This window comes from Algoriphagus sp., from assembly GCF_013373065.1.
Taxonomy (GTDB): domain Bacteria; phylum Bacteroidota; class Bacteroidia; order Cytophagales; family Cyclobacteriaceae; genus Algoriphagus.
In genome coordinates, this window is sequence record NZ_JABXIN010000013.1 from 183812 (window position 1) to 206402 (window position 22591).

The following is a 22591-nucleotide window of genomic DNA, read 5'->3' on the forward strand; positions in this document are numbered from 1 at the left end:
CCATGATTCAATTTATTCTCTGGTTTTCTTTTTTATCCTCTCTCCAACTGCTTGAGAAAAGGGATTTACCTTTTGATCTATATGAGCAAAAAATTCCCGGTACTTCAGTTTCTTTTTCTATGACTCCCATTCCGGCAGGATCTTTTCAAATGGGTTCGGAGAGTGGAAGTTTAGAAGATGAAAAACCAGCTCATTTAGTAGAATTAGATGCATTTTGGATGGGAACCCACGAAGTTACTTGGGATATTTTTGAGCTTTTCGTTGACAAAAACTATGAATTAGCTATTTCAGAAGAGTCAATTGGTGAGCGGGTGGATGCTCTTACCCGACCTTCCTTGCCTTATTTGGATATGACGTTTGGGATGGGCAAAGAGGGAAAGCCAGCGGTGGGAATGACACAATATGGGGCGATTCAATTTTGTCACTGGCTTTACCTGAAGACAGGTATTTTTTATCGTTTGCCTACTGAAGCAGAATGGGAATACGCTGCAAAAGCTTCAACCACTACTCCTTATTTTTTTGGTGAGGATGTTAGTTTAATGTCGGAATATGCGTGGACAAAGGAAAATTCAGAGGATTCTACCAACCCAGTAGGTCAAAAAAAGCCCAATCCTTGGGGTTTGTTTGATATTTATGGAAATGTCTTAGAATGGACTACAGACCAATATGACCCAAATTTCTACGAAAATTCTCCTCAGAAAAATCCCGTCAATCCTGCTGAAAATCTCTATCCAAGAGTCGTTCGAGGAGGAAGTTTTAAGCATACAGCCGATGAAATAAGCTCAACGAGGAGGTTTACAAGTGACCCCAAGTGGAAGCAAATTGATCCACAAATTCCCAAGAGTCAATGGTGGTTCCCTGAGGCTCCCTTCTTGGGAATCCGTCTGGTTCGGCCTCTTAATCCTCCCAGTGAAGAAGAAATCAAGGCCTACTATGGCCAAGCACCTATTGATGATTATTAAACCTAAAATAACACTATGAAAAAAGATCAAACCCGAAGAACCTTTATCAAAAGTTCTGCCTTGGTAGCAGGAGGATTGATGGCGTCTCCATTTGCTATTCCAGGGGCCTACGCTGCTCCTGATAACTATCTGAAACTTGCATTGATCGGATGTGGAGGTAGAGGAACTGGCGCAGTTTTCCAAGCTTTCGAAACTGGGCATCCCATTAAACTCGTCGCTATGGCAGATGCATTCCAAGACCGATTGGAAAATAGCCTCAAACCCATTTTGACAAAATATGGTCCGGAAAAAGTTCAAGTTCCGGAGGAAAAGCAATTTGTAGGCTTTGACGCATACAAACATGCTATCGCAGAGGCTGATGTGGTCATTTTAGCGACTCCTCCTGGGTTTAGGCCCAGTCATTTTGAAGAGGCTGTTCGACAAGGCAAACAGGTTTTTATGGAAAAACCTGTCGCTACCGATGCTCCTGGAATTCGACGGGTATTGGCGGCAGCAGAAGAAGCAAAAGCTAAAAAATTGAACGTGGTTGTTGGCTTGCAGCGTCATTACCAGAATAACTATCGTGAAACCATCCGTCGAATTCATGATGGAGAAATTGGAGAAATTATCGGTGGTCAGGTGTATTGGAATGATGGGGGTGTTTGGGTAAGAGAGCGGCAGCCTGGTCAAACCGAAATGGAATACCAAATGCGGAATTGGTATTATTTCAACTGGCTTTGTGGGGATCATATCACGGAGCAACATGTCCATAATATCGACGTGGCCAACTGGGTCAAACAAGGTTACCCAGTCAAAGCAGAAGGAACTGGTGGTAGATTGGTTCGAACCGGAAAAGATCATGGAGAGATTTTCGACCACCACGTATTGACTTTTACGTACGAAGATGGCTCTGTTATTCATAGCGAATGCCGCCATTTCCCGGGAGCTGCTAATCGCGTGGATGAAAGTTTCCAAGGGACCAAGGGAAAAGCATACCTAAGTGCCGGAAATCATGGAAATCTAACAGATTGGAAAGGAAATGCACTGTATACACATGATCGGGAGAATAATCCCAATCCTTATCAACAAGAACATGATGAACTCTGGGCGGCACTCGTAAAAGGTGAATACAAGTTTGCTGATGCCGAAAATGCAGCAAAAAGCACGATGACATCTATTATGGGGCGCTACGCGACCTATTCCGGAAAAGTGATCACTTGGGATGAAGCCTTAAATGGTAGCGTAGATCTTTTCCCAGATCAGCTTGCTTGGGATGCATTGCCCAAGATTTTACCGAATGAAGACGGATATTATCCACATGCCATACCAGGAAAAACCAAAGTCATTTAAGCTATGAAAAGAAGAGGATTTATTAAAAAAGCCGGTTTAAGCGGATTTTTAATGGGAGCTACAGGTGGCTTTGCTTTCCCTAATTCAATTGAAAAGAAGAAGGCAGAAGCTTTTACTATGGATTTTGCTCCGCATTTTGGAATGTTCAAAAATCACGCTCCCGGGGGAATTATTGATGAATTGAAATTCATGGCAGATCAAGGCTTCCGCTCCTTTGAGGATAATGGAATGCTCCAACGTCCGGTAGAAGTTCAAGAACAGATCGGAAAAACGCTGGATGATCTGGGGATGCGAATGGGTGTTTTTGTGATTGAAGGAGGGGATAATTGGAAAGTGTCGCTCACTACAGGAAAGCAGGAGTTTATGGATACTTTTCTTAAAACTTGCCATGCTGCTGTGGAGACTGCGAAGCGTGTCAATGCCAAATGGATGACGGTGGTTCCCGGATATTTTGAACGAAGATTGCCGCTAGGAATCCAAACTGCCAATGTTATTGAAGCTATGAAGCGGGGAGCCGAAATTTTCGAGCCTCATGGATTGACGATGGTTATGGAGCCGCTAAGCGATAATCCTGATCTATTTCTTCGTCATGCAGATCAGACTTATATGATTTGTCAGGCTGTCGGAAGTCCTTCCTGTAAAATTCTTTACGACATTTATCACATGCAGCGAAATGAGGGAAATTTGATCGCTACCATGGAAAAAACATGGGATGAAATCGCCTACATTCAAATCGGGGATAATCCAGGCAGAAAAGAACCTGGAACCGGAGAAATCAATTTTGAGAATGTTTTCAAATTCATTCAAAGTAAAGGGTTCGATGGTATTTTGGGTATGGAGCATGGAAACGCTCTTCCAGGAAAAGAAGGAGAGCTTGCGCTTATTGAAGCCTATCGGAAAGTTGATGTCAAGGGTTAATCAAGTGGTATATCTCCTCCTCCAAATTGGGATTATCATAAGTGTTTTTTCCTGCCAATCACCAAGGGAAGAGGAAATAACATCTTCTCCAACAGGCTGGAAGGTTTTTGAAACACCGATTGAAGCTTCGCTTAGAGGACTCAGTCCCGTTTCCGAAAATATTGTTTGGGCAAGTGGATCAAGGGGGACTTGGCTAAAAACATTGGATGGTGGAGAGTCCTGGGAATCTGGGATAGTTGCCGGATTGGATTCGGTAGATTTCCGTTCCATTTATGCTTTTGATGAAGAGCAGGCTATCGTTGTTGCGGCAGGTCAACCTGCTCATATCTATAAGACAATGGATGGTGGAAAGACTTGGGAGCTGAAGTTGGAAGCCTCCTCTGATGCATTTTTTGATGGAATCAGCTTTGTAGATGAAAGCCGAGGCTATGTTTTTGGCGACCCAGTTGATGGATTTTGGATGATTTATGAGACCACAGACAAAGGGGACACTTGGAACCTATTGGATTCCTTGCCGGCGGCAGAAGTTGGAGAAGCGGGATTTGCAGCTTCAGCCAGCTCGATGTTAGCATCTGGCGAGGAGCTATGGTTGGGTAGCGGGGGTAGTTATTCATTCCTGCATTATTCTCCGGATCGTGGGAAAACTTGGTTAAGGCATCCAACTCCTTTAATTCAGGGAGAATCTTCGCAAGGGGTGTTTTCTCTATGTAAAATGAAAGAAGAATTGGTTCTCGCAGGCGGAGATTACTTGATGCCTGATGTCAATAAAGGGAACTGGGGGATTTTTTCAATAACTCAAAAGGAGTGGATGGATACCTCAACTTCTTCCCCGGGAGGTTACCGCTCAGGAGTAACCTTTTGGGTAAAAGGAAACTACCTGATAGCCGTAGGCCCCTCAGGATCAGATTTCTCCGAAAATGAAGGTGGAATATGGAAGACATTTTCAGAAGAAGGATTTCATGCAGTATCGGCTAGTAGGTCTGGTCAGACTGTTTGGGCTTCTGGTTCAGGAGGAAGAGTGGCAAAACTACTATTTTGAATTTTTTTGAGCAGATGCTAAGAAAATCCCACTTTTGACCCATTTTTGTTTAAAAAAATGTAAAGTTTTGATTGGGATTTTGAATGAAAGATCAGTTCTGTATTATCTTTAGGAATCAAATTTTTAATGCTTAACTTAATATCACCTCATTCGAAAAAAATATGTTTGAAATAGTACCATCCATTTGGTTGATAAAAGGCAAATGTGTCCGACTAGAACGTGGGGATTTTGCTACCGAAGAGGTGGTATCTTCCAATCCACTTGGCATTGCTCAGGATTTTGAGTCTATTGGGATCAAACGACTCCATCTGGTTGACTTGGATGGGGCAAGACGCGGAGAGCCAAAAAATTACCATATACTTGAAGCCATTGCCGGCTACACGAATCTCAAGATCGATTTTACAGGGGGTGTCTCAACTGATGGAGATGTAATCAAGTGTTTTGAATACGGGGCAAAATCAGTGACGATTTCTTCGGCAGCAGCCAATTATCCAGAACGATTTGCGCAATTCATTCTTTCCTATGGTAGAGAAAAAATAAACTTGGCAGCAGATACAAGTCCCGTAGACCATAAAATTAAAATCCGAGGTTGGCTTAAGAAAACAAGCATAGATTTATATGATCACATTCAATTCTTCTATGACCGAGGATTGAAATATCTAAAAGTATCTGACGTCACCCGAGACGGAGTGATGGAGGGACCTAATTTTGACCTGTATAAAAGCGTCTTGGAAAAATTCCCTTCGATCCAGTTAGCCGCAAGTGGTGGTGTGAGAGGGATTGACGACTTTAGAGCCCTTCGGGATATGGGGGTTCATTCTGCTGTTTTTGGAAGAGCCTATTACGAAGGAAAAATTTCCCTTCAGGATTTGGAGAAATTTCTTGCCGAGGGTTAACTCAGATTTTATCCAAACTCTCAATTGGATTTTAAAAATAATCCAAACAAAAAAGGGACCTTCTAAAAGGTCCCTTCTCATTCATTAAGAAAACACAAATTAATCTGCTTTGAATTTTTCTAAGACGTAAAGGAAAATATTGAATGATAATGTGGAGGGTGTCTCCGGTTTTTTTCCTTCTGGCCCGATAACTACCTCTCTTCGAATAGGCGTAGAGGGGATAAGGGGACTTAAAGTTTTGGATTCTTGTGAGGGTTTTGCTGCAGATGGAGAAATGAATGGCTCATGATTTAATCCTAGATCCTCCTCCATAAGAGGTTTTTCCAAAGGACGATTCATATCCATCACAGGTTTATCCTGTTCTGTTTGCGCCATAGATTTTTCTGCGAATAAGCAGAAACCCAAAACGGCAAAAGCTAGAAAACCTAGCTTTGTAAAAGAAAATGTTGATTTTCTTGACATCTTTGAGAAGATCTTACCTGATTTAAACTGAGAGTTTTGTAAAAGGTTCCTAAAATTAATAAAAAATTTGTCTATGCAAACGATTGACTACGAAGATTTCGCCAAATTAGAGTTTCGAGCAGGGACAATTATCCGTGTTGAAAATTTTGAAAAAGCCCGAAAACCTGCTTATAAAATTTGGGTCGATTTAGGTGAGGAATTGGGTATTCGAAAATCTTCGGCTCAAATTACAGACCTGTATTCTCCAGAGGATCTGATTGGGAGGATGGTGGTTTGTGTGGTCAACTTCAATCCTCGGCAAATTGCAGATTTTATGTCTGAAATTTTAATCACAGGTTTTCCCGATGAGCAGGGACATGTAGTCCTTACTTCTATTGAACGAAAAGTGCCAAACGGCTCCAAATTATTTTAATTATGAGAAAAGTTTTCCCGCTAGTTCTTCTTTTTAGTGTGTGGTTTGCAGTAATCACATTTGCGCAAGACTCCGCTAGTTTCCATCAAAAGCCTCTGGTTTTCGAGCGAAACCATTCAGGCTCTTTTAATGGACAGCGAATCAATTTTCGCTCCATTGTAAAAGAAACCTTTCTAAAAAATTCAAAAAATGAAGTTACGGCTTCATTTTGGAGTACAAGCTATATCAAGGAAGGAGCAGACCAATCTCGTCCAGTGATTTTCATTTTTAATGGAGGACCAGGTTCTGCTTCCATTTGGTTGCACATGGGATTCTTTGGACCGAAGGTGGTCCGAGTTGATTCGGATGCCAAAGAAGATGATGGAGCAGCTCCCTATACTACCGAAACAAATTCGATGGCACTACTAGATTTGGCGGATTTGGTTTTTTTGGATCCAATCGGGACAGGTTTTAGTCGAGTTACGGACAAAGGAAAAGTGGAAGATTATTGGGGTCTTGTGGAAGATGCCCAATCTATTGCTGAATTTATTCGAATCTGGATCCGGGAAAATAACCGATGGCAAGCACCTAAATTTTTGGCAGGGGAGAGCTTTGGAACCACCCGAGCCGCAAAAGTTGCAGAGGTTTTGGAAGGAGATGGGCAACATGTAGCCTTGAATGGATTGATCCTGATTTCTCAGGCATTGGATTATGCGGGTTCTTCTTCCTGGGAGGATAATTTGACTTCCTTTTTTACCTACCTACCATCCATGGCTGTGACAGCCTGGTATCATGGAAAAGCTGGTGAAGGAAAACGTTTGGAAGAGTTTGCTCAGGAGGCACGGGATTTTTCCTATCGGGAATATCTTCCTGCTCTTTTTCAGGCTCAGAAACTCTCTGAAGAAAGAAACGAACAAATTGCCGAGAAACTGGCCTATTTCACGGGCTTGGATAAAAATTACATTCTTCAATCTGACAATCAAATCTTAATGCACCGCTTTAAAAAGGAGCTTCTGCGAGATCAAGGGAAAGCCATTGGAACGTTGGACGGTCGCTTTGCCGCTAGGGAAACTGATCAAGTAGCTGAAGGACCCGTTTTGGGAGATCCTAGTGATTACATGACAGAAGGAGCTTATACAGCAGCATTCAATGCTTACTTAATCAATGATTTGGGTGTCGATTTGGAAATGCCGTATTTATCCTCCAATGGTGAAATTGGGAGTAAATGGCGCTGGAGACCTGTGCCTGATGGAAGTTATTGGGAGCCCAGCTATGTAAGTACGGCAAGAGGTTTGAGCGAAGTGATGCACCGAAACACCAAACTTCGGGTCTTGGTTGCGAATGGATATTATGACTTGATTACACCGTTTTTTGATGCGGAATTTACCTTTTCGAGACATGATTTCCCGCAGGATCGGATCGAAATGAAGTATTACGAAGCGGGACACATGATGTATAATCGACGGGAGGATTTCGATGCCTTAGCAAGTGATATCCGTTCGTTTGTAGAAGAAGTGCTTTCTGGAAATTGAGTTATTTCATCAGCTTCAGAAGCTCGTCTAAATACTCTCGATTATTAGAAAGACGAGGCACTTTATTTTGACCGCCTAATTTTCCTTTTTGACTCAACCAGTTTTGGAATAATCCCTCGTCAGCAACATGAATGATGGGTTTGGTCAAGGCAAGGTCTCTGTGTCGCTTTGCATCATAATCCGAATTGATTTCACGCAAATGCTGATCCAGTAATTCCCCAAAACGGGTCATATCTTCCGGATTTTTTGCAAATTCTATGATCCACTCATGCGCTCCTTTTTCACCGGAGTTTCCAAAATAGGCGGGTGCGGCCGTGAAATTTTCGATGCTTACACCGGTTTGTTCTGCAGCATAGGCAATGGCTTTTTCTGCATTTTCCACGATCACTTCTTCTCCAAATGCATTGATAAAATGCTTGGTCCTTCCGGAAATTTTAAATCGATAGGGGTTCGTGGATGTAAATCGAACCGTATCTCCGATTTTGTACCGCCAGAGTCCGCCATTGGTTGAAATTACCACTGCATAGTTTTTTCCCACTTCAACATCTTGCAATTGAATTACCTCGGGGTTTTCATCATCCCAATGGTCCATGGGGATAAACTCATAAAAAATCCCATAATCCAACAAAAGTAAGAGCTCATCAGAGTGGGGCTGGTCCTGCAATCCGAAAAATCCCTCCGAAGCATTATAGGTTTCCATGTAACGCATCCGCTCAGAAGGGATCAATTCTTGGAAAAGGCCTTTATATGGTCCAAAAGCTACTGCGCCGTGAAAAAATACTTCCAGGTTTGGCCAAACTTCAAGGATGTGCTTGGCTTTTTTGATTTCTAGAATTCTTCTGAGAAGGACAATAGTCCAAGTTGGGACCCCTGCGATACTAACCACGTTTTCGTTCATGGTTTCATGGGCCATCTTTTCGATTTTGGACTCCCATTCGTTCATTAGTGCTGTTTCCAAGGAGGGTGTTCGAGCAAACTGAGCCCAAATCGGCAAGTTGCGCATAATGACAGCAGAAATATCTCCTGCCTTTGCTGTTCCTTGAGGATTCAAGGGGTTTTTTTCCAGTGAACCTCCGATGGAAAGTGATTTTCCGGAAAAGAGTTTCGAATCAGGATAGTTGCTGACATACATAGTGACCATGTCCTTGCCCCCTTTGAAATGACAATCTTCCAAACTTTCCTCAGTCACGGGAATGTATTTGCTACGGCTGGACGTTGTGCCAGATGATTTGGAAAACCACTCGACTTCTGTATTCCAAAGTACTCCTTGCTTTCCCCTCATCACTTGATCGATGTAAGGCTTTATCCCTTCATAATCAAATAAGGGAACTTGCTTCGCAAAATCTTCATAGGTTCGGATCCTTGAAAATTCATGTTCCTTTCCAAATTGAGTTTGCTTTCCAGCATCAATTAATTCCTGAAAGACTTGTGCTTGGGTGGAATGCGGATCATGCTTGAAAGCCTCTATCTGGCCCAAGCGATTTTTGAAGATCCAGGTCATGAAACTATTAATGACCTCCATTAATTCGAAAAAGTTTTACGTTTCAACTCGAATTGACTGCCCAGATAGACTTTTCGAACTTGCTCATCAGCAGCCAGTTCTTCTGCCGTTCCTGCTTTTAGAAGTCTCCCTTCAAACATTAAATAAGCCCGATCGGTGATGGAAAGGGTTTCATTCACATTGTGGTCTGTGATGAGAATCCCAATATTCTTGGTCTTGAGCTTGGCGACAATGGTTTGAATTTCTTCCACTGCAATCGGGTCTACTCCTGCAAAAGGCTCGTCCAAGAGCACGAATTTGGGATCAACAGCCAAGGCACGGGCAATTTCGGTTCGTCGACGCTCTCCCCCGGAAAGGACCATTCCTAAATTTTTGCGCACATGGGTCAAACTGAATTCCTCCAATAGACTTTCGACTTTTTCTTTTTGTGCTTGCTTGGAAAGGTCAGTCATTTCTAAAACGGCCATGATATTTTCTTCTACGGAAAGCTTTCGGAAAACCGAAGCTTCCTGAGCCAAATAGCCGATTCCCTGTTGCGCCCGCTTGTACATAGGAAGTCCGGTAATATCTTCCTGATCTAAAAAAATCTTTCCTTCATTTGGTTGAATCAAGCCGACAATCATATAAAATGAAGTGGTTTTTCCGGCTCCATTAGGCCCTAAAAGTCCTACGATTTCCCCTTGACTTACTTCCACGGAGATATCATTGACCACTTTTCGTCCCTTGTATATTTTGACCAAATGTTCGGCTTTGAGTATCATATTAGTCGAATTTGATATCTTTCACGTAGAGTTGCAAGCTACTTTTATCCCGGAAGAAATTTTCCCTCATTTCCGCTACCAAGTCAAAGCGCATTTTGGATCGGAGGAAATTCACGGTAGTTAAATCCGGATCTTTTGCTCGGTCTGCCATGCCAAAACCAAGGCAAACAGGTGTTGTCTCTTGGCCATCTTGCTTTATTTTGAAACGCAGATGTTTTTCTTTCAAAACCACCACATCTTCAGCATAGACATTTGAAATTCTGAATATGGGTTCAGGGTTTCCTGGCCCAAAAGGTGCCATCTGCTTTAGAATATTGTAAAAACGGTAATTTATCTGATCCAACAGCAATTCATCATCGATTTCAATTACCGGTTTCCGATGAATCTCTTCAATTCGGCTTTTGACTACTTCTTCAAACCTAGCCTGAAAGGCAGGTACTTTATCCACAGAAAGTGTGAGTCCTGCTGCGTATTTATGCCCTCCAAATTGATCTAATAAGTCACTGCATTCAGCAATGGCCTCATAGATATCAAAATCTACAACTGATCGGGCACTACCCGTGGCTTTAGCATTGGATTCGGTGAGAATAATGGTAGGCCGGTAATATTTTTCGATGCATCGACTCGCTACAATTCCGATCACCCCTTTATGCCAATCTTCTTTAAATAAGACCGTGGTATTCCAGGTTTGTTCTTCCTCCCTGGCGGCAATCATCTCAAAGGCCTCTTTGGTGATGTTTTCGTCAAAATTTCGCCGAGTGGCATTGACTTCATCCACTACCTTTGCACGCTCTAAGGCTTCATCCAAATCTGTGGAAATCAATAATTCAACAGAAGCTTTGGCATGTTCCAAACGTCCAGAAGCATTAATTCTTGGTCCGATTTTGAAAACGATATCCGAGATCCCGATTTCCTTTTCAATTTTACTGCGCAAAATCAAAGCCTTCAATCCCGGTCTTGGGGTATTGTTGATTCTATCTAATCCGTAGTATGCTAAAATCCGATTTTCTCCAGTTATAGGGACAATATCAGCCGCAATGCTAACCACTAGCAAATCAAGGTAGGAGTAAAGGCTGGACTCATCCATTCCCCGCTTTTTGGCAAAGGCTTGAATCAATTTGAATCCCACCCCGCAACCACTCAACTCCTTATAGGGATAGGGACAATCTTCTTGTTTGGAATCCAAGACTGCTACCGCTTCGGGTAAAAATTCTCCTGGCGTATGGTGGTCACAAATAATGAAATCTACGCCCAGTTCTTTTGCAAGCGCCACTTTGTCAATGGCCTTGATCCCGCAATCCAATGCAATGACTAAAGAGAAATTTTCCTCAGAAGCATAGCGAACTCCACGTTCCGAAATTCCATAGCCTTCTTTGTATCGATCCGGAATGTAGAAATCCACATTGGGGTAAAACCCTTTCAAAAAGCTAAAGACCAATGCTACAGCCGTTGTGCCATCCACATCATAGTCACCATAAACAAGGATTTTTTCTTCGGCAGCGATAGCCTGCTCAATCCGTTCGACGGCTCGGGTCATTCCTTTCATCAAAAAAGGATCATGCAGCTGGCTCAAGCTCGGACGGAAATAATCTTTAGCCTGATCAAAACTCTCCACACTGCGGTTAATAAGCACATTCGCCAAGGTGGGATTCACATTGATTTCCTTGCTAAGCTTTTCCAATGCAGCCTGTGTGGCTTTCGGCTTCGATTTCCAGACGTACTCCATGCTTGTAAATTACGAAAGTTCTTCAGTTTCGATCGGACTGATTTAAAGAATGGGGATTTGAATTAACGGATTTTAGGAAGACTTTCCCTGACTTTTTTGGTATAGAAACCAAAAATAACCGGGAAAGATCAGTGCTTTTAGCTTCCAATCATTCTTTTCCCGAAGGGACAAGCTGGAATTTTCATGGACCTTTCGATACATTTTGCTAGCCAAAAGCGTGTGTCCGATCAATAGTAAAAAAAGGACAGCATAAAGAATCAGTTCCTCCATATTATTTTTTAGTGAAGACTAAAGCAGCCCAATTATCCTTGTTTGACTGTTTAATCAATTCAAGATTTAGTCCTTTACAATGATTGACCAAATCGGGAATATCTTCTACATAAAACCCACTCAATAAAAGAAAGGCTCTCGGTTTCATTAATTGGGCATAGACATCTAATTCATCCAGCAAAACATTCTTATTGATATTGGCCAAAACGATGTCATAGGGTCCTTGGGGATTGACTTCTCGAATGGTTCCCAGTCCCATTTGGGCAGGAACTTGGTTGAGTTGGAAATTTTCGTTTCCATTATCCACACACCAATCATCGATATCAAAAGCCTCGACTGAAGTTGCACCTAACTTATTAGCCATGATGGCCAAAATTCCTGTACCGGAACCTACATCCAAAACTCTTTTTCCCTTATGATCAATTTGACCCTGAAGTTGGAGCATTTGGTAGGTCGTGGCATGATGACCGGTGCCAAAGGACATTTTGGGATTGATCACAATTTCATATCGATACCCCGCTTGGCCGGGATGAAAAGAGGCACGTACATAGACCAAATCATCAACAGCAATGGGATCGTAGTTTTTCTCCCATTCTTCATTCCAGTTGACTTTTTGGGTAAGACTTTCGTGGATTTGGATTTGAGCTGGCTCCCGGTAGCGATCAATGATTTCTTCGAAAGCCTCTTTATCAAAAGTATCCAAGGGAGAATAGCAATCAAACCCTTCCTCCGTTTCCAGAAATGCGTCGAACCCTATCGCAGATAATTCAGCAATCAAGATTTCTCGAAAGTCCTCCGTACAGGCGACCTTAAATTCCCGGTAGTCCATCCCTTTTTAATAGGATTTAGCGATATCGATAAAGTCGCGTGATTTCAAGGAAGCTCCTCCTATTAGACCACCGTCTACATCTGGTTTGGAAAGCAATTCGGCCGCATTGGAAGGTTTCATGCTTCCTCCATACAAGATGGAAATCGAATCCGCTACTTCTTTTCCATATTTGGAAGCGATATGTCTGCGCAGGGCAGAGTGCATTTCTTGGGCTTGTTCAGCAGTTGCGGTTTTACCGGTTCCGATCGCCCAAATAGGTTCGTAAGCAATCACCACCTGCGAAATTTCTTCTGCCGAAAGGTCAAAAAGACTATCTGTCAATTGGTATTTCACATTGGGTTCATGGGTACCAGCTTCCCGGATATCCAAGGATTCACCACAACAAAAAATCGGTTTCAAACCAGCGGCAAGCGCTTGCTTGACTTTTGTAGCGAGGAGTTCATTGCTTTCTTTGAAATATTCTCTACGCTCGGAATGCCCGATGATCACATAATCAACGCCGAAAGAAGCCAAAATTGGAGCAGAAACTTCCCCAGTGTATGCTCCAGATTCCTTGTCAGAGCAATTTTGAGCACCTACAAAAATATTTGATGCTTCTCCGATCAATTTTTTTACCACATAGAGATGCGGAAAAGGTGGATTCAGAACTAAGGTCACTCCGTCCAAATTTTCATCTTTGGCCATTTGAACAATTTCGGAGGTTAGTTTTTGACCTTCTTCATAGGTCATATTCATTTTCCAGTTTCCGGCTATGATTTTCTTTCGCATCGTCAGATAAAATTTTGTTAGGTTTGAGAAAAGCTTAAGAATAAATTTTCGATAAAATTAATCAAAATGTCCGGTTGGGGAAGGAATAACCCGCAGCAAGCCCGAAAAACCACTTGGTCCGCTGAAGAAGCCAAAGAAAAAATCGCTGCTTTTTGTGCATATCAGGAGCGATGTATTTGGGATGTTCGAAGGAAGCTGTTTGAAAAAGGCATTTCTGGTGCAAAGGAGGAGGAATTGATTCAATTCTTGCTGAAGGAAAAATTTTTGGATGAGGAACGTTTTTCAAGAGCTTTTGCCCGGGGAAAGTTTCGTCTGAAAAAGTGGGGGAGAAACCGAATCCGAATGGAATTGAAAATGCGGCAAATCCCGGAACCATTGATTCGGAAAGGGCTAGCTGAAATTGATCCTGTGGGATATTACGATACCTTATTAGGAGAGGCAGAGAAGAAATGGGAAAAGACCAAGGAATCTGACCCTTACAAAAAACGCTTTAAGGTCGTGGGTTATTTGATGCAGCGGGGCTTTGAACAGGATTTGGTACAGGAAGCGATAGATTCACTATTGTGAGATAGGGAGTAATAGGAACGAAATATGAATGGCTGTTTTGGGTTGTCGCTATTTTTGAAATACGAGTTACGAAGTACGAAATACGAGCGGAAGAGCACGGTTAGAAGTGAAACTTAGAGTCTTTGCCCGAACTTTCCAACTTTACTACCTTCAAACATAAAGCTTTGCTAGTAGTGCTGTCAATCCGTTTTGGTGGACAAATTTTTCAATCTTCCAATCTTTCAATTTTTCAATCCTTAATAAACCCACACATAATCTTTGCAGAAAGAAGCGAAAGGGGAATTCCGCCTCCAGGATGAACAGAACCTCCGCAGAAATAGAGATTTTTGATATCGGAGGAATAGTTGGCGTGGCGTAGGAAAGCAGCGAATTTGTTATTGGAGCTGTTGCCATACAAAGCTCCATTAGCACTCGATGTTTTGAACTCTATACTTCTCGGCTCGAGCACATCTTCTACTTCTATTAAGGGCTCCAAGTCTGTTTTAAGAATCCGATTGATCTTGGCGATCATGTTTTTTCGTGCTTCTGCAATGAGACTATCCCAATCCTGTCCTTGATTATTGGGGACATTGATCATGGTAAACCAGTTCATACAGCCTTCTGGGGCATCATCCGGTTTACAGACTGAGGTAATGTTGATGTAAACGGTCGGATCTTGATAGATGCTTCCCTTTTTGAAAATGTGTTCAAATTCAGTTTGATAATCCTCCGAAAAGAGGATATTGTGAAGCCCCAATTCCGGGAATTGTTTTTTGATACCCCAATAAAAAATCAAGGCAGAACTGGATTTGGGTTGACTGAGTAGTTTTTTGGGTTGCTTTTGCTTACGTAAAATAGTTTTGTAAGCATTCACCATGTCCATATTATTCACCACCACAGCTGCAGGATGTGATTTGCCTTTTACTTGGATGCCCACTGCTTTGCCATTTTCCACTAGAATTTCCTCTACTTTGGAATTGAAATGGAATTTTACTCCTAAATCCAGGGCCAATTGATAAAGGCTAAGCGTAATGTCATGCATGCCTTTTTTGGGGAAATAAGCTCCGATGTTGAATTCCAAATGAGGGATAATATTCAAGGTTGCGGGCGTCTGATAGGGGTCCGAACCGTTATAAGTTGCATAGCGATTGAATAGTTGAACCAATTTCGGGTTTTGGAATTGGCGCTCGTTGGCTTGATTCATCGTAGAGAATATCCCCAACTTTCCCATTTTCAAATAGGATTTGATGGCTTGGGCATTGGTCCAGGTGCTAAGCTGGTGCAGGGAACGGTGCATGAAGAGTGGTGCCAAATGCTCATAGATATAGGCTGAGTTTTGGAGCGCTTTTCGGATATGGTCGGCCGGTTCACCCAACTTGCTCTCAACCTCCTCGGCAAATCGGTTAATATCCGCCCAAGCTTTTACTTGCTTGCCATCCTCCCAAAAGTAATGACAGGCCACTTCTAATTTCTCATAATCGAAGTAATCTTGCGGATTTTTCCCCGCCAATCTAAAAAGTTCTTCCACTTGCTCTGGCAGGGTGAAAAGGGAAGGACCTGCATCGAATCGGTAACCTTTTAATTGAATTTCGGAGAGTTTGCCACCGGGATAGGCATTGGCTTCGAATACTTCGACTTGATAGCCTTGGACAGCTAGACGGATAGAGGAGGCGATCCCGGCTATCCCGGATCCGATGACGATGGCAGTTTTCTTCATATCAACCCAATAAAAACAAGAATGAGGGGGTCTTGTTTAATCCCATTTTGAGTATTTGAAGATAGTATAGAATATGCGAAGATGGAATTTTACTTTCCGAAAGAATTATTTGAATATTTCTAGAAAATATTTTTCAAAAGCATTTTTTTGTATTTAAAAAACACTTAATATTACATTAGAATATCTTATCATCACTATGAAAAAAACTTTTACATCGGGCTTCTTGGGATTGGTAATCTCTGGCCTATTACTCAGTGCTTGTAGCCAAGTAGCTACGTATGAAAGCGAAGATTTGACTTTGGAGCAAGCCAAAGCAGACAAGGGGGGATTCACCTTGAGTCCTTATGGGAATACCAATGGAAATGAGAATGCTGCTGTACTTAATGGAGGAGGTAATTGTTCAGTTGATTGTATAACTGATTCTTCTTCGGATGAATTTGCAGCTACTGCTTCTTCTCTCCCTGTTTCTTGGGGTGGCCCAAATCAGGATAGAGATAGCAAAGTTCTTTCTGTTAAAGTTTGGAATACTTTGACCACCATTGAATATGAATTAACTATTAATACCACAGCTAACAATGCTGGAAACCTTCAATATTATGATGAAGACCTTGGTGATTGGGTGAACATTGGTTCAATGGAGGACGAAGTCCCTTTCTCCGTTTCAAGACCTTTACCTGATGGTTGGTCGTCTTGTGATGTAATCACCGAGCAATGGAGACAAAATGGAGGAGGAGCTGTAGCAAGTTTGGGAGATGTATCATATAATTTGATCGGTATCTGTACCACAACTACCATTTCGGAAGGTACAGAGGAGCCAATCTGTGAGGGTGATGTATTTACAATTACAGCCTCAGTCGAATCGTATGGTGACTTCCAAGGAGGATCTATACAGATTTGGGATGAAAATGACCTAGTAGTTGCCTCTGCTGATGTGACCGAGTCTGTAAAATCTGTTTCTTATGATTTCTCAGGAAGTGCAGGTTCTTATGATTTTACTGCTCACTATGTGGGTGCTGGTTCTAACGGATACAATGACAGTGCGTCTAATCCGATTACTGTGGAAGTGGAAGAGTGTGATGATTGTGATGAAGAATCCTTTTCCTATAATGCAAATGTTGTAGATACAGATTTAGTGAATATTGTTTTTACATATGATGCTTCTGAAGCTTTAGAAAATGCTGAAGTGAAGTTTACTTTCCCTCAAATCCAAGACGCTAGCGTTGATGGTGAATACATCGCTCCAGATGAAAAGAAATATTCAGTGAATAATGATGGCAATAATACTGTGTTTACGTGGGTAGGTAATATTGGATGTACCGATGATACAGCAGTTACATTTGAGTTTGAAGTTTCAGCAGATTGTAATGCAAGTGGTAAAGCACAAATTTGGACTGATGCTAAAGTAAATGGAGAAAGTGTTAAAAATGATGATACTCCAAATATTAAGTTTTCTTGCACAGATCAAGAAATTACAGAAAGTAATGAGGATTAATTGAAACACTCATAAAACCTCTGAGATCACTCTCAGAGGTTTTTTTATGCCTTTTCGTTTCTTACAATTACAACTTCACAAATACTCTTCTAAAGCTCGTTGCCTCAGCTATTCTTCCAAGAAGTTATGCTTCTCGGAATTTGTAATTCCGAGTCCCTCTCATAGGATTTTAATCCGAAATAAACTTGATTTATAATAAGCGCAATATTTTTAGCCATCCTAAAAGTTCAAGATTGCAAATCTTGAACAGCAAGGCCCTAAACAGCAATGTCAGCCACGATTTCCTTTTCTCCTTTCATTTCTCTTATTTTTAGTTCCCAAACCTACTCAACTATGAAATCAAGTTTATTCGCATTTTTTCTAATCTTTGCTTTTGCCTGTTCACCCAAAACCGAAACCCAAGAAACCCCTCCTAAGCTTTCGGGTAACCCCATTTTTGAAGGCTGGTATGCAGATCCGGAAGGGGTAGTTTTCGGAGACGAATATTGGATCTACCCGACTTTTTCGGCACGCTACAAGGATCAGCTCCATTTCGATGCATTTTCTTCCAAAGATCTAGTCACCTGGGAAAAGCACGAAAGAATCCTGGATACTGCCGCCATCAAATGGGCCCGTCAAGCCATGTGGGCTCCGGCAGCCATCGAAAAAGATGGAAAGTATTATCTTTTCTTTTCTGCAAATGACATCCAAACTCCAGATCGTCCGGGCTATGATCCCAATAATGACATCAACCATTTTGGAGGAATAGGAATTGCTGTGGCAGATAATCCCGGTGGACCCTTCAAAGATTATCTGGGTGAGCCTCTACTTTCTGAATTTTACAATGGCGCTCAGCCTATCGATCAGTTTGTCTTCAAGGATGTAGACGGAACGCATTACTTCTTTTATGGGGGCTGGGGACATTGTAATTTGGGTAAATTAAATGCTGATTTCACCGGCTTTGAGCCTTGGGAAGATGGTGAACTTTTCCACGAAATCACGCCTGAAGGCTATGTGGAAGGGCCTTTTATGTTCTTAAGAAACGGAACCTATTACCTGATGTGGTCCGAAGGAGGTTGGACTAATGAAAGCTACAAAGTGGCCTATGCCATGGCTGATTCCCCTACAGGACCTTTTGAACGAGTGGGAACCATACTGGAAAGAGACAGCATCGCGACAGGAGCAGGACATAATTCCGTAATCCATAAACCAAATTCAGACGATTGGTATATGGTCTATCACCGAAGACCTATCCCCAATGAGGATAGGGATCATCGTGTTACCTGTATCGATGTGATGGAATTTAATGAGGATGGAACCATCAAACCAATCGTGATGACATTTGAAGGGGTGGCGGCAAATCCAATTGATTGATATCAGAAGGATAAAAGTGATAAAAATATTCTGATCTTCAGAGTTACAAATTCCAAGGAGCTATATAAGAGCCTGAAAATAAAAAATGCTGCTTCCGGAGAAGCAGCATAATAATTGTCTTTGAAGCTGTCATTGTCTAACAGTAATAGCAGGAATTATATCTTCTCAAAAACCCGTCTAAAGCTCGTCGCCTCAGCGATTCTGCCATGCAAATCGGAGATAGCAACTCGTTCTTGCTCAGTAGTATCTCGATGACGGATGGTCACCGTATTGTCTTCCAAAGTCTGATGATCTACGGCGATACAGAATGGCGTTCCGATCAAATCCTGACGGGTGTATCGCTTACCGATGGATGCAGCTTCCTCGTAAATAATATTGAAATCATATTTCAAAAGCTCCACAATTTCCTGAGCTTTTTCCGGTAAACCGTCTTTCTTGGTCAAAGGCAAAATCGCTGCCTTTACCGGAGCAACTGCAGGGTGGAACTTCAGATAAACGCGTGTTTTGTCCTCGGTTTTCTCTTCAGTGTAGGCATTACAAAGCGTCAAGAGGAATAAGCGGTCCGCTCCAATAGAGGTCTCAATCACATAAGGAATGTAGTTCTGATTGATCTCCGGATCGAAGTACTGCTGCTTTTTCTTGGAGTATTCCTGATGAGATTTCAAGTCAAAGTCTGTGCGTGAGTGAATTCCTTCGACTTCTTTGAAACCAAATGGGAATTCGTACTCGATATCCATGGCTGCATTGGCATAGTGCGCCAATTTCTCATGGTCATGCTTTCGGAGCTTTTCAGCCGGCGTACCCAATGCCAAATGCCAGTTCATCCGGGTCTCAGCCCATTGCTTGTACCAATCCAGCTCGGTGCCGGGGCGTACGAAGAATTGCATTTCCATCTGTTCGAATTCTCGCATACGGAAGATAAACTGGCGGGCGACGATCTCATTTCGGAAGGCTTTCCCAATTTGGGCGATACCAAAAGGAACCTTCATACGGGCAGTTTTCTGCACATTCAGGAAGTTGACAAAAATCCCCTGAGCCGTCTCCGGACGCAGGTAAATGGTGGAAGCATCGTCAGCTACAGAACCAACCTGCGTAGAAAACATCAGGTTGAACTGGCGCACATCGGTCCAATTGCTTGTGCCACTGATCGGACAGATGATGCCTTCATTGACGATTAAGTCACGAACTCCAGCCAAGTCCTCTGCTTCCAGCAATCTCGCCAGTGCAGCGGTGAGTTGTTTGGCTTCTTCAACTTTCCCCTCATTTTCTAACTTCGCAGCATGCTCCTCGACCAAGACATCGGCGCGGTAGCGTTTTTTGCTGTCCTTGTTATCAATCATGGGATCATTGAATGAATCCACGTGACCGGAAGCCTTCCAAGTCGTCGGGTGCATAAAAATCGCCGCATCGATTCCCACAATATTCTCGTGGACACGGGTCATGGTTTCCCACCACAATCGCTTCAGATTGTTTTTCAACTCAATCCCATAAGCTCCATAATCATAAACCGCTTGCAGGCCGTCGTAGATTTCCGAACTAGGGTACACAAACCCATACTCTTTGGCATGGGCAATTATATCTTTCAGTTGGGCGTTTTCCGCCGGAGTCGCTGTCTTTGCCATAGGGCGCAAAATTAAGGAAACAAATTGATTTGGGGGAGGAAGGGATAGAAATTGATATTTCAGGTTTGAGTTGGCACAAAATAAAAAAGCCCAAATCTCTCGACTTGGGCTTTTCTCAATTCAACATATTCAATTTATCATTTCTTACTCTCCGCCACCGCATGGTGTGCACCTCTCGCCGCAAAAGCCATATAGGTCAGTGATGGGTTCTGCGTAGAAGTGGATGTCATGGAAGCGCCATCGGTCACATAGACATTCGGTACGGCATGCAATTGATGGTTGGCATTGAGCAGGGAAGTCTTAGGATCTTTTCCCATTCGAACTCCTCCCATTTCATGAATATCCAAGCCAGGAGCCTGCTTGCTGTCATTTGATCGGATATTGGTGAATCCCGCTTTGGTAAACATCTCCGTCATCTGCTCGATGTAATCCTTGACCATTTTTTCATCATTGTCATCGTAGTCGACTGAGATTTTGAGCTGGGGCATGCCCCATTCATCTTTCAGGTTCGGATCCAAAGCTACATAGTTGCTTTCCTTCGGAATGGTTTCGCCCATCATATGCGAACCTACGCGCCAAGGGCCGTATCGATCGGGGTTGAGTAGGCTGTTTTTGAGATCCATTCCCACTCCGCTTGTATCTGCGCCTGCACCACGGCTGGCAGAGAATCCTGCCGCATACCCTCGTAGAAAGTCCGTTTCCTGCTTGTACACATTTCGGAATCTCGGGAAATAGCCACTTGTTGGTCTTCCTCCGGAAGTAGTGTATTCGGAATGACCTTCGTATTCTGCTGAAACCCGTGCCCGGTAGTTGTGGAAGGCCACATATTTCCCAAGTAGCCCATTGTCATTGCCAAGACCATTAGGGAATCGAGTGGACGTCGAGTTCAATAAAATGGCATTGGTATTCAAAGCGGCTGCATTTACAAAGATCACATCTGCGTAGAACTCTTCCATTTCTTTGGTCAAGCGATCGATGATTCGGACGCCTGTGGCTTTCCCTTTTTCTTCATCATAAATAATAGAATGAACGATGGAGTCAGGGCGAAGAGTCAAGTTTCCTGTTTTCAGGGCCCAAGGGATGGTGGAGGAATTGGAACTGAAGTATCCTCCAAACGGACAACCTCGCTGACAGAGGTTTCTGTTTTGGCAAAGCGCTCTTCCCTGCTGGGCATAGAACTCCGCATTCCCATGAATATGCGCACATCGGGCAGAGATCATATGGCGATCATTCCCGTAGTGCTTTTTTAATTGCTCGGCAAAGTATTTTTCTACTACATTCAATTCATAGCCTGGTAGGAACTCACCATCTGGCAATTGAGGAATACCATCTCGGTTGCCGGAAACGCCAGCAAATTTCTCCACATGGCTGTACCACGGTGCAATGTCTTTGTAGCGAATCGGCCAATCCACGGCAAAGCCATCCCGGGCAGGTCCTTCAAAGTCAAAATCCGACCAGCGTTGCACCTGCCGGGCCCAAAGCAAGGATTTTCCCCCGACCTGATAGCCACGAATCCAATCGAATGGTTTTTCCTGTACATAAGGATGCTCTGTGTCTTTCACGAAAAAATGCATGGCATCTTCCCGGAAAGCATAACAGCGACTCACTACGGGATTTTCCTGTTTGATTTCCTCCGGAATTTGACCCCGATGCGGAAATTCATAGGGGAGCATATTCGTAGTGGGGTAGTCTTTGATGTGCTCCACATTACGGCCACGTTCGAGCATGAGGGTTTTGACGCCCAAGTCACAAAGTTCTTTGGCAGCCCAGCCGCCACTGATTCCCGAACCAATCACGATGGCCTGATAAGTTCGCTCTTGTTTGCTTCGAATATTGAGATTAGCCATTGACGCGAGGTTTTTGAAGGTCAGAAATCAAAACAGCCCCATTGTATTCTCCCGGAATAAGGGAATAGGGTACCACTTCGGTTTGAATGTATTCGGATGCCATGTAGCCTTGAATGGTGAAGCGCTTGGCGGAATTAACAAAATACGAGATGTTCCCATTTCGCTTGCCCGCTTCGGAATCATCTCCTTCCAATTTGGCCGCATCTAAAATGAGTTGTTCACGTTCTTTGGTGCTAAGTCCATCGAATTTTTTACCGCTTTGCTCCTGAACGAAATCCGGGAAAGCTGTTAGACCAGCTGTGAATTTCTCCTGATTTTCCGATGTAAAACAGTCATTCACCATGACCAAAATGAAATCATGAACTTCTAGGTCTAGGGCTCCTTTGATTTCTCCTGCAGGAATAATGGTATCTGAAATAGCTCCCAAAAGGGCTTTTTGGGAAGGTGTAATTTTGAGATGGTCATACGCGGCAAGAATGTCTTCCTGACTGAAATCGCAGGAAGGAATCAGGGCAAGTCCTCCGGAAATCAGTGCAATATGCCGCAAAGCATGTCTTCTATTCATTAGGTTTTGGGTTTAAAGCAATCAGATTTAAAAAGTAGGGATTTTTCAAGCAAAATCCCAGATCA

The 22591-nt window shown here is 42.9% G+C and carries 20 protein-coding genes; 10 read left to right on the forward strand and 10 right to left on the reverse strand.

The window, feature by feature from the left end; genetic code table 11:
* Positions 1-2: 2 nt before the first annotated feature.
* From HWE15_RS09785 to HWE15_RS09805, 5 genes are all read left to right on the forward strand, one after another.
* On the forward strand, positions 3-962 hold the full coding sequence (locus HWE15_RS09785) for an SUMF1/EgtB/PvdO family nonheme iron enzyme (RefSeq protein ID WP_290507343.1): 960 nt from the start codon (positions 3-5) through the stop codon (positions 960-962).
* Positions 963-977: 15 nt separating this feature from the next.
* On the forward strand, positions 978-2291 hold the full coding sequence (locus HWE15_RS09790) for a Gfo/Idh/MocA family oxidoreductase (RefSeq protein ID WP_290507344.1): 1314 nt from the start codon (positions 978-980) through the stop codon (positions 2289-2291).
* Between the two features lie 3 nt (positions 2292-2294).
* Positions 2295-3209 carry a TIM barrel protein gene (locus HWE15_RS09795; RefSeq protein ID WP_290507345.1) on the forward strand — a complete coding sequence of 305 codons (915 nt, stop codon included), beginning with the start codon at positions 2295-2297 and terminating at the stop codon, positions 3207-3209.
* Positions 3133-4248 (forward strand): YCF48-related protein, encoded by a 1116-nt coding sequence (locus HWE15_RS09800; RefSeq protein WP_290507346.1) that lies wholly within the window; start codon positions 3133-3135, stop codon positions 4246-4248. The genes HWE15_RS09795 and HWE15_RS09800 overlap by 77 nt, the downstream gene beginning before the upstream one ends.
* A gap of 161 nt (positions 4249-4409) precedes the next feature.
* Positions 4410-5144 (forward strand): 1-(5-phosphoribosyl)-5-[(5-phosphoribosylamino)methylideneamino] imidazole-4-carboxamide isomerase, encoded by a 735-nt coding sequence (locus HWE15_RS09805; protein ID WP_290507347.1) that lies wholly within the window; start codon positions 4410-4412, stop codon positions 5142-5144.
* A gap of 99 nt (positions 5145-5243) precedes the next feature.
* On the opposite strand, the gene HWE15_RS09810 is transcribed toward HWE15_RS09805, so the two are convergent.
* Entirely contained in the window at positions 5244-5519 is a 276-nt protein-coding gene (locus tag HWE15_RS09810; protein ID WP_290507348.1) for a hypothetical protein, read from the reverse strand.
* A 160-nt stretch (positions 5520-5679) separates the two neighbouring features.
* Between HWE15_RS09810 and HWE15_RS09815 the strand changes: the two genes are divergently transcribed.
* Positions 5680-6018, forward strand: a complete 339-nt coding sequence (locus tag HWE15_RS09815; protein ID WP_290507349.1) for a tRNA-binding protein — start codon at positions 5680-5682, stop codon at positions 6016-6018.
* A 2-nt stretch (positions 6019-6020) separates the two neighbouring features.
* Positions 6021-7529, forward strand: coding sequence for a peptidase S10 (locus HWE15_RS09820; protein WP_290507350.1), 1509 nt, complete (start codon positions 6021-6023; stop codon positions 7527-7529).
* Between the two features lies 1 nt (position 7530).
* Here the strand turns inward: HWE15_RS09820 and HWE15_RS09825 are convergent, their stop codons facing one another.
* The 5 genes from HWE15_RS09825 to tpiA form a co-directional block, all read right to left on the reverse strand.
* Positions 7531-9051, reverse strand: coding sequence for a GH3 auxin-responsive promoter family protein (locus tag HWE15_RS09825; protein WP_290507351.1), 1521 nt, complete (start codon positions 9049-9051; stop codon positions 7531-7533).
* Positions 9051-9791, reverse strand: coding sequence for an LPS export ABC transporter ATP-binding protein (gene lptB / locus HWE15_RS09830; RefSeq protein WP_290507352.1), 741 nt, complete (start codon positions 9789-9791; stop codon positions 9051-9053). Before lptB ends, HWE15_RS09825 begins: the two co-directional genes overlap by 1 nt.
* A 1-nt stretch (position 9792) precedes the next feature.
* Positions 9793-11517: a single-stranded-DNA-specific exonuclease RecJ gene (gene recJ, locus HWE15_RS09835; RefSeq protein WP_290507353.1), complete on the reverse strand. Its 1725-nt coding sequence runs from the start codon at positions 11515-11517 to the stop codon at positions 9793-9795.
* Between the two features lie 271 nt (positions 11518-11788).
* Positions 11789-12616: a 50S ribosomal protein L11 methyltransferase gene (gene prmA / locus HWE15_RS09845; RefSeq protein ID WP_290507355.1), complete on the reverse strand. Its 828-nt coding sequence runs from the start codon at positions 12614-12616 to the stop codon at positions 11789-11791.
* A 6-nt stretch (positions 12617-12622) separates the two neighbouring features.
* On the reverse strand, positions 12623-13384 hold the full coding sequence (tpiA, locus tag HWE15_RS09850; RefSeq protein ID WP_290507356.1) for a triose-phosphate isomerase: 762 nt from the start codon (positions 13382-13384) through the stop codon (positions 12623-12625).
* A 66-nt stretch (positions 13385-13450) separates the two neighbouring features.
* Here tpiA and HWE15_RS09855 point away from each other — a divergent pair, with 66 nt between their 5' ends.
* Positions 13451-13951 (forward strand): regulatory protein RecX, encoded by a 501-nt coding sequence (locus HWE15_RS09855; protein ID WP_290507357.1) that lies wholly within the window; start codon positions 13451-13453, stop codon positions 13949-13951.
* A gap of 229 nt (positions 13952-14180) precedes the next feature.
* Here HWE15_RS09855 and crtD read toward each other — a convergent pair whose 3' ends face one another.
* A complete protein-coding gene (gene crtD / locus HWE15_RS09860) occupies positions 14181-15647 on the reverse strand; it encodes a 1-hydroxycarotenoid 3,4-desaturase CrtD (protein WP_290507358.1) in 1467 nt (488 codons plus the stop codon).
* A gap of 196 nt (positions 15648-15843) precedes the next feature.
* Here crtD and HWE15_RS09865 point away from each other — a divergent pair, with 196 nt between their 5' ends.
* Positions 15844-17139 (forward strand): Ig-like domain-containing protein, encoded by a 1296-nt coding sequence (locus HWE15_RS09865; RefSeq protein WP_290507359.1) that lies wholly within the window; start codon positions 15844-15846, stop codon positions 17137-17139.
* 333 nt (positions 17140-17472) lie between these two features.
* Positions 17473-18492 carry a glycoside hydrolase family 43 protein gene (locus HWE15_RS09870; RefSeq protein ID WP_290507360.1) on the forward strand — a complete coding sequence of 340 codons (1020 nt, stop codon included), beginning with the start codon at positions 17473-17475 and terminating at the stop codon, positions 18490-18492.
* Positions 18493-18647: 155 nt separating this feature from the next.
* On the opposite strand, the gene HWE15_RS09875 is transcribed toward HWE15_RS09870, so the two are convergent.
* From HWE15_RS09875 to HWE15_RS09885, 3 genes are all read right to left on the reverse strand, one after another.
* Entirely contained in the window at positions 18648-20114 is a 1467-nt protein-coding gene (locus HWE15_RS09875) for a glycine--tRNA ligase (RefSeq protein WP_290507361.1), read from the reverse strand.
* 137 nt (positions 20115-20251) lie between these two features.
* Positions 20252-21961, reverse strand: a complete 1710-nt coding sequence (locus HWE15_RS09880) for a GMC oxidoreductase (protein ID WP_290507362.1) — start codon at positions 21959-21961, stop codon at positions 20252-20254.
* Complete coding sequence (locus HWE15_RS09885; RefSeq protein ID WP_290507363.1) at positions 21954-22526, reverse strand: gluconate 2-dehydrogenase subunit 3 family protein; 573 nt, start codon at positions 22524-22526, stop codon at positions 21954-21956. The genes HWE15_RS09880 and HWE15_RS09885 overlap by 8 nt, the downstream gene beginning before the upstream one ends.
* Positions 22527-22591: the final 65 nt, after the last annotated feature.

Bases quoted from the DNA above. Each gene is read 5' to 3' on its own strand.
- HWE15_RS09785 (WP_290507343.1), top strand. From the start codon at position 3: ATGATTCAATTTATTCTCTGGTTTTCTTTTTTATCCTCTCTCCAACTG.
- HWE15_RS09790 (WP_290507344.1), top strand. From the start codon at position 978: ATGAAAAAAGATCAAACCCGAAGAACCTTTATCAAAAGTTCTGCCTTG.
- HWE15_RS09795 (WP_290507345.1), top strand. From the start codon at position 2,295: ATGAAAAGAAGAGGATTTATTAAAAAAGCCGGTTTAAGCGGATTTTTA.
- HWE15_RS09800 (WP_290507346.1), top strand. From the start codon at position 3,133: ATGGAAACGCTCTTCCAGGAAAAGAAGGAGAGCTTGCGCTTATTGAAG.
- HWE15_RS09805 (WP_290507347.1), top strand. From the start codon at position 4,410: ATGTTTGAAATAGTACCATCCATTTGGTTGATAAAAGGCAAATGTGTC.
- HWE15_RS09810 (WP_290507348.1), bottom strand. From the start codon at position 5,519: ATGGCGCAAACAGAACAGGATAAACCTGTGATGGATATGAATCGTCCT.
- HWE15_RS09815 (WP_290507349.1), top strand. From the start codon at position 5,680: ATGCAAACGATTGACTACGAAGATTTCGCCAAATTAGAGTTTCGAGCA.
- HWE15_RS09820 (WP_290507350.1), top strand. From the start codon at position 6,021: ATGAGAAAAGTTTTCCCGCTAGTTCTTCTTTTTAGTGTGTGGTTTGCA.
- HWE15_RS09825 (WP_290507351.1), bottom strand. From the start codon at position 9,051: ATGGAGGTCATTAATAGTTTCATGACCTGGATCTTCAAAAATCGCTTG.
- lptB (WP_290507352.1), bottom strand. From the start codon at position 9,791: ATGATACTCAAAGCCGAACATTTGGTCAAAATATACAAGGGACGAAAA.
- recJ (WP_290507353.1), bottom strand. From the start codon at position 11,517: ATGGAGTACGTCTGGAAATCGAAGCCGAAAGCCACACAGGCTGCATTG.
- prmA (WP_290507355.1), bottom strand. From the start codon at position 12,616: ATGGACTACCGGGAATTTAAGGTCGCCTGTACGGAGGACTTTCGAGAA.
- tpiA (WP_290507356.1), bottom strand. From the start codon at position 13,384: ATGCGAAAGAAAATCATAGCCGGAAACTGGAAAATGAATATGACCTAT.
- HWE15_RS09855 (WP_290507357.1), top strand. From the start codon at position 13,451: ATGTCCGGTTGGGGAAGGAATAACCCGCAGCAAGCCCGAAAAACCACT.
- crtD (WP_290507358.1), bottom strand. From the start codon at position 15,647: ATGAAGAAAACTGCCATCGTCATCGGATCCGGGATAGCCGGGATCGCC.
- HWE15_RS09865 (WP_290507359.1), top strand. From the start codon at position 15,844: ATGAAAAAAACTTTTACATCGGGCTTCTTGGGATTGGTAATCTCTGGC.
- HWE15_RS09870 (WP_290507360.1), top strand. From the start codon at position 17,473: ATGAAATCAAGTTTATTCGCATTTTTTCTAATCTTTGCTTTTGCCTGT.
- HWE15_RS09875 (WP_290507361.1), bottom strand. From the start codon at position 20,114: ATGGCAAAGACAGCGACTCCGGCGGAAAACGCCCAACTGAAAGATATA.
- HWE15_RS09880 (WP_290507362.1), bottom strand. From the start codon at position 21,961: ATGGCTAATCTCAATATTCGAAGCAAACAAGAGCGAACTTATCAGGCC.
- HWE15_RS09885 (WP_290507363.1), bottom strand. From the start codon at position 22,526: ATGAATAGAAGACATGCTTTGCGGCATATTGCACTGATTTCCGGAGGA.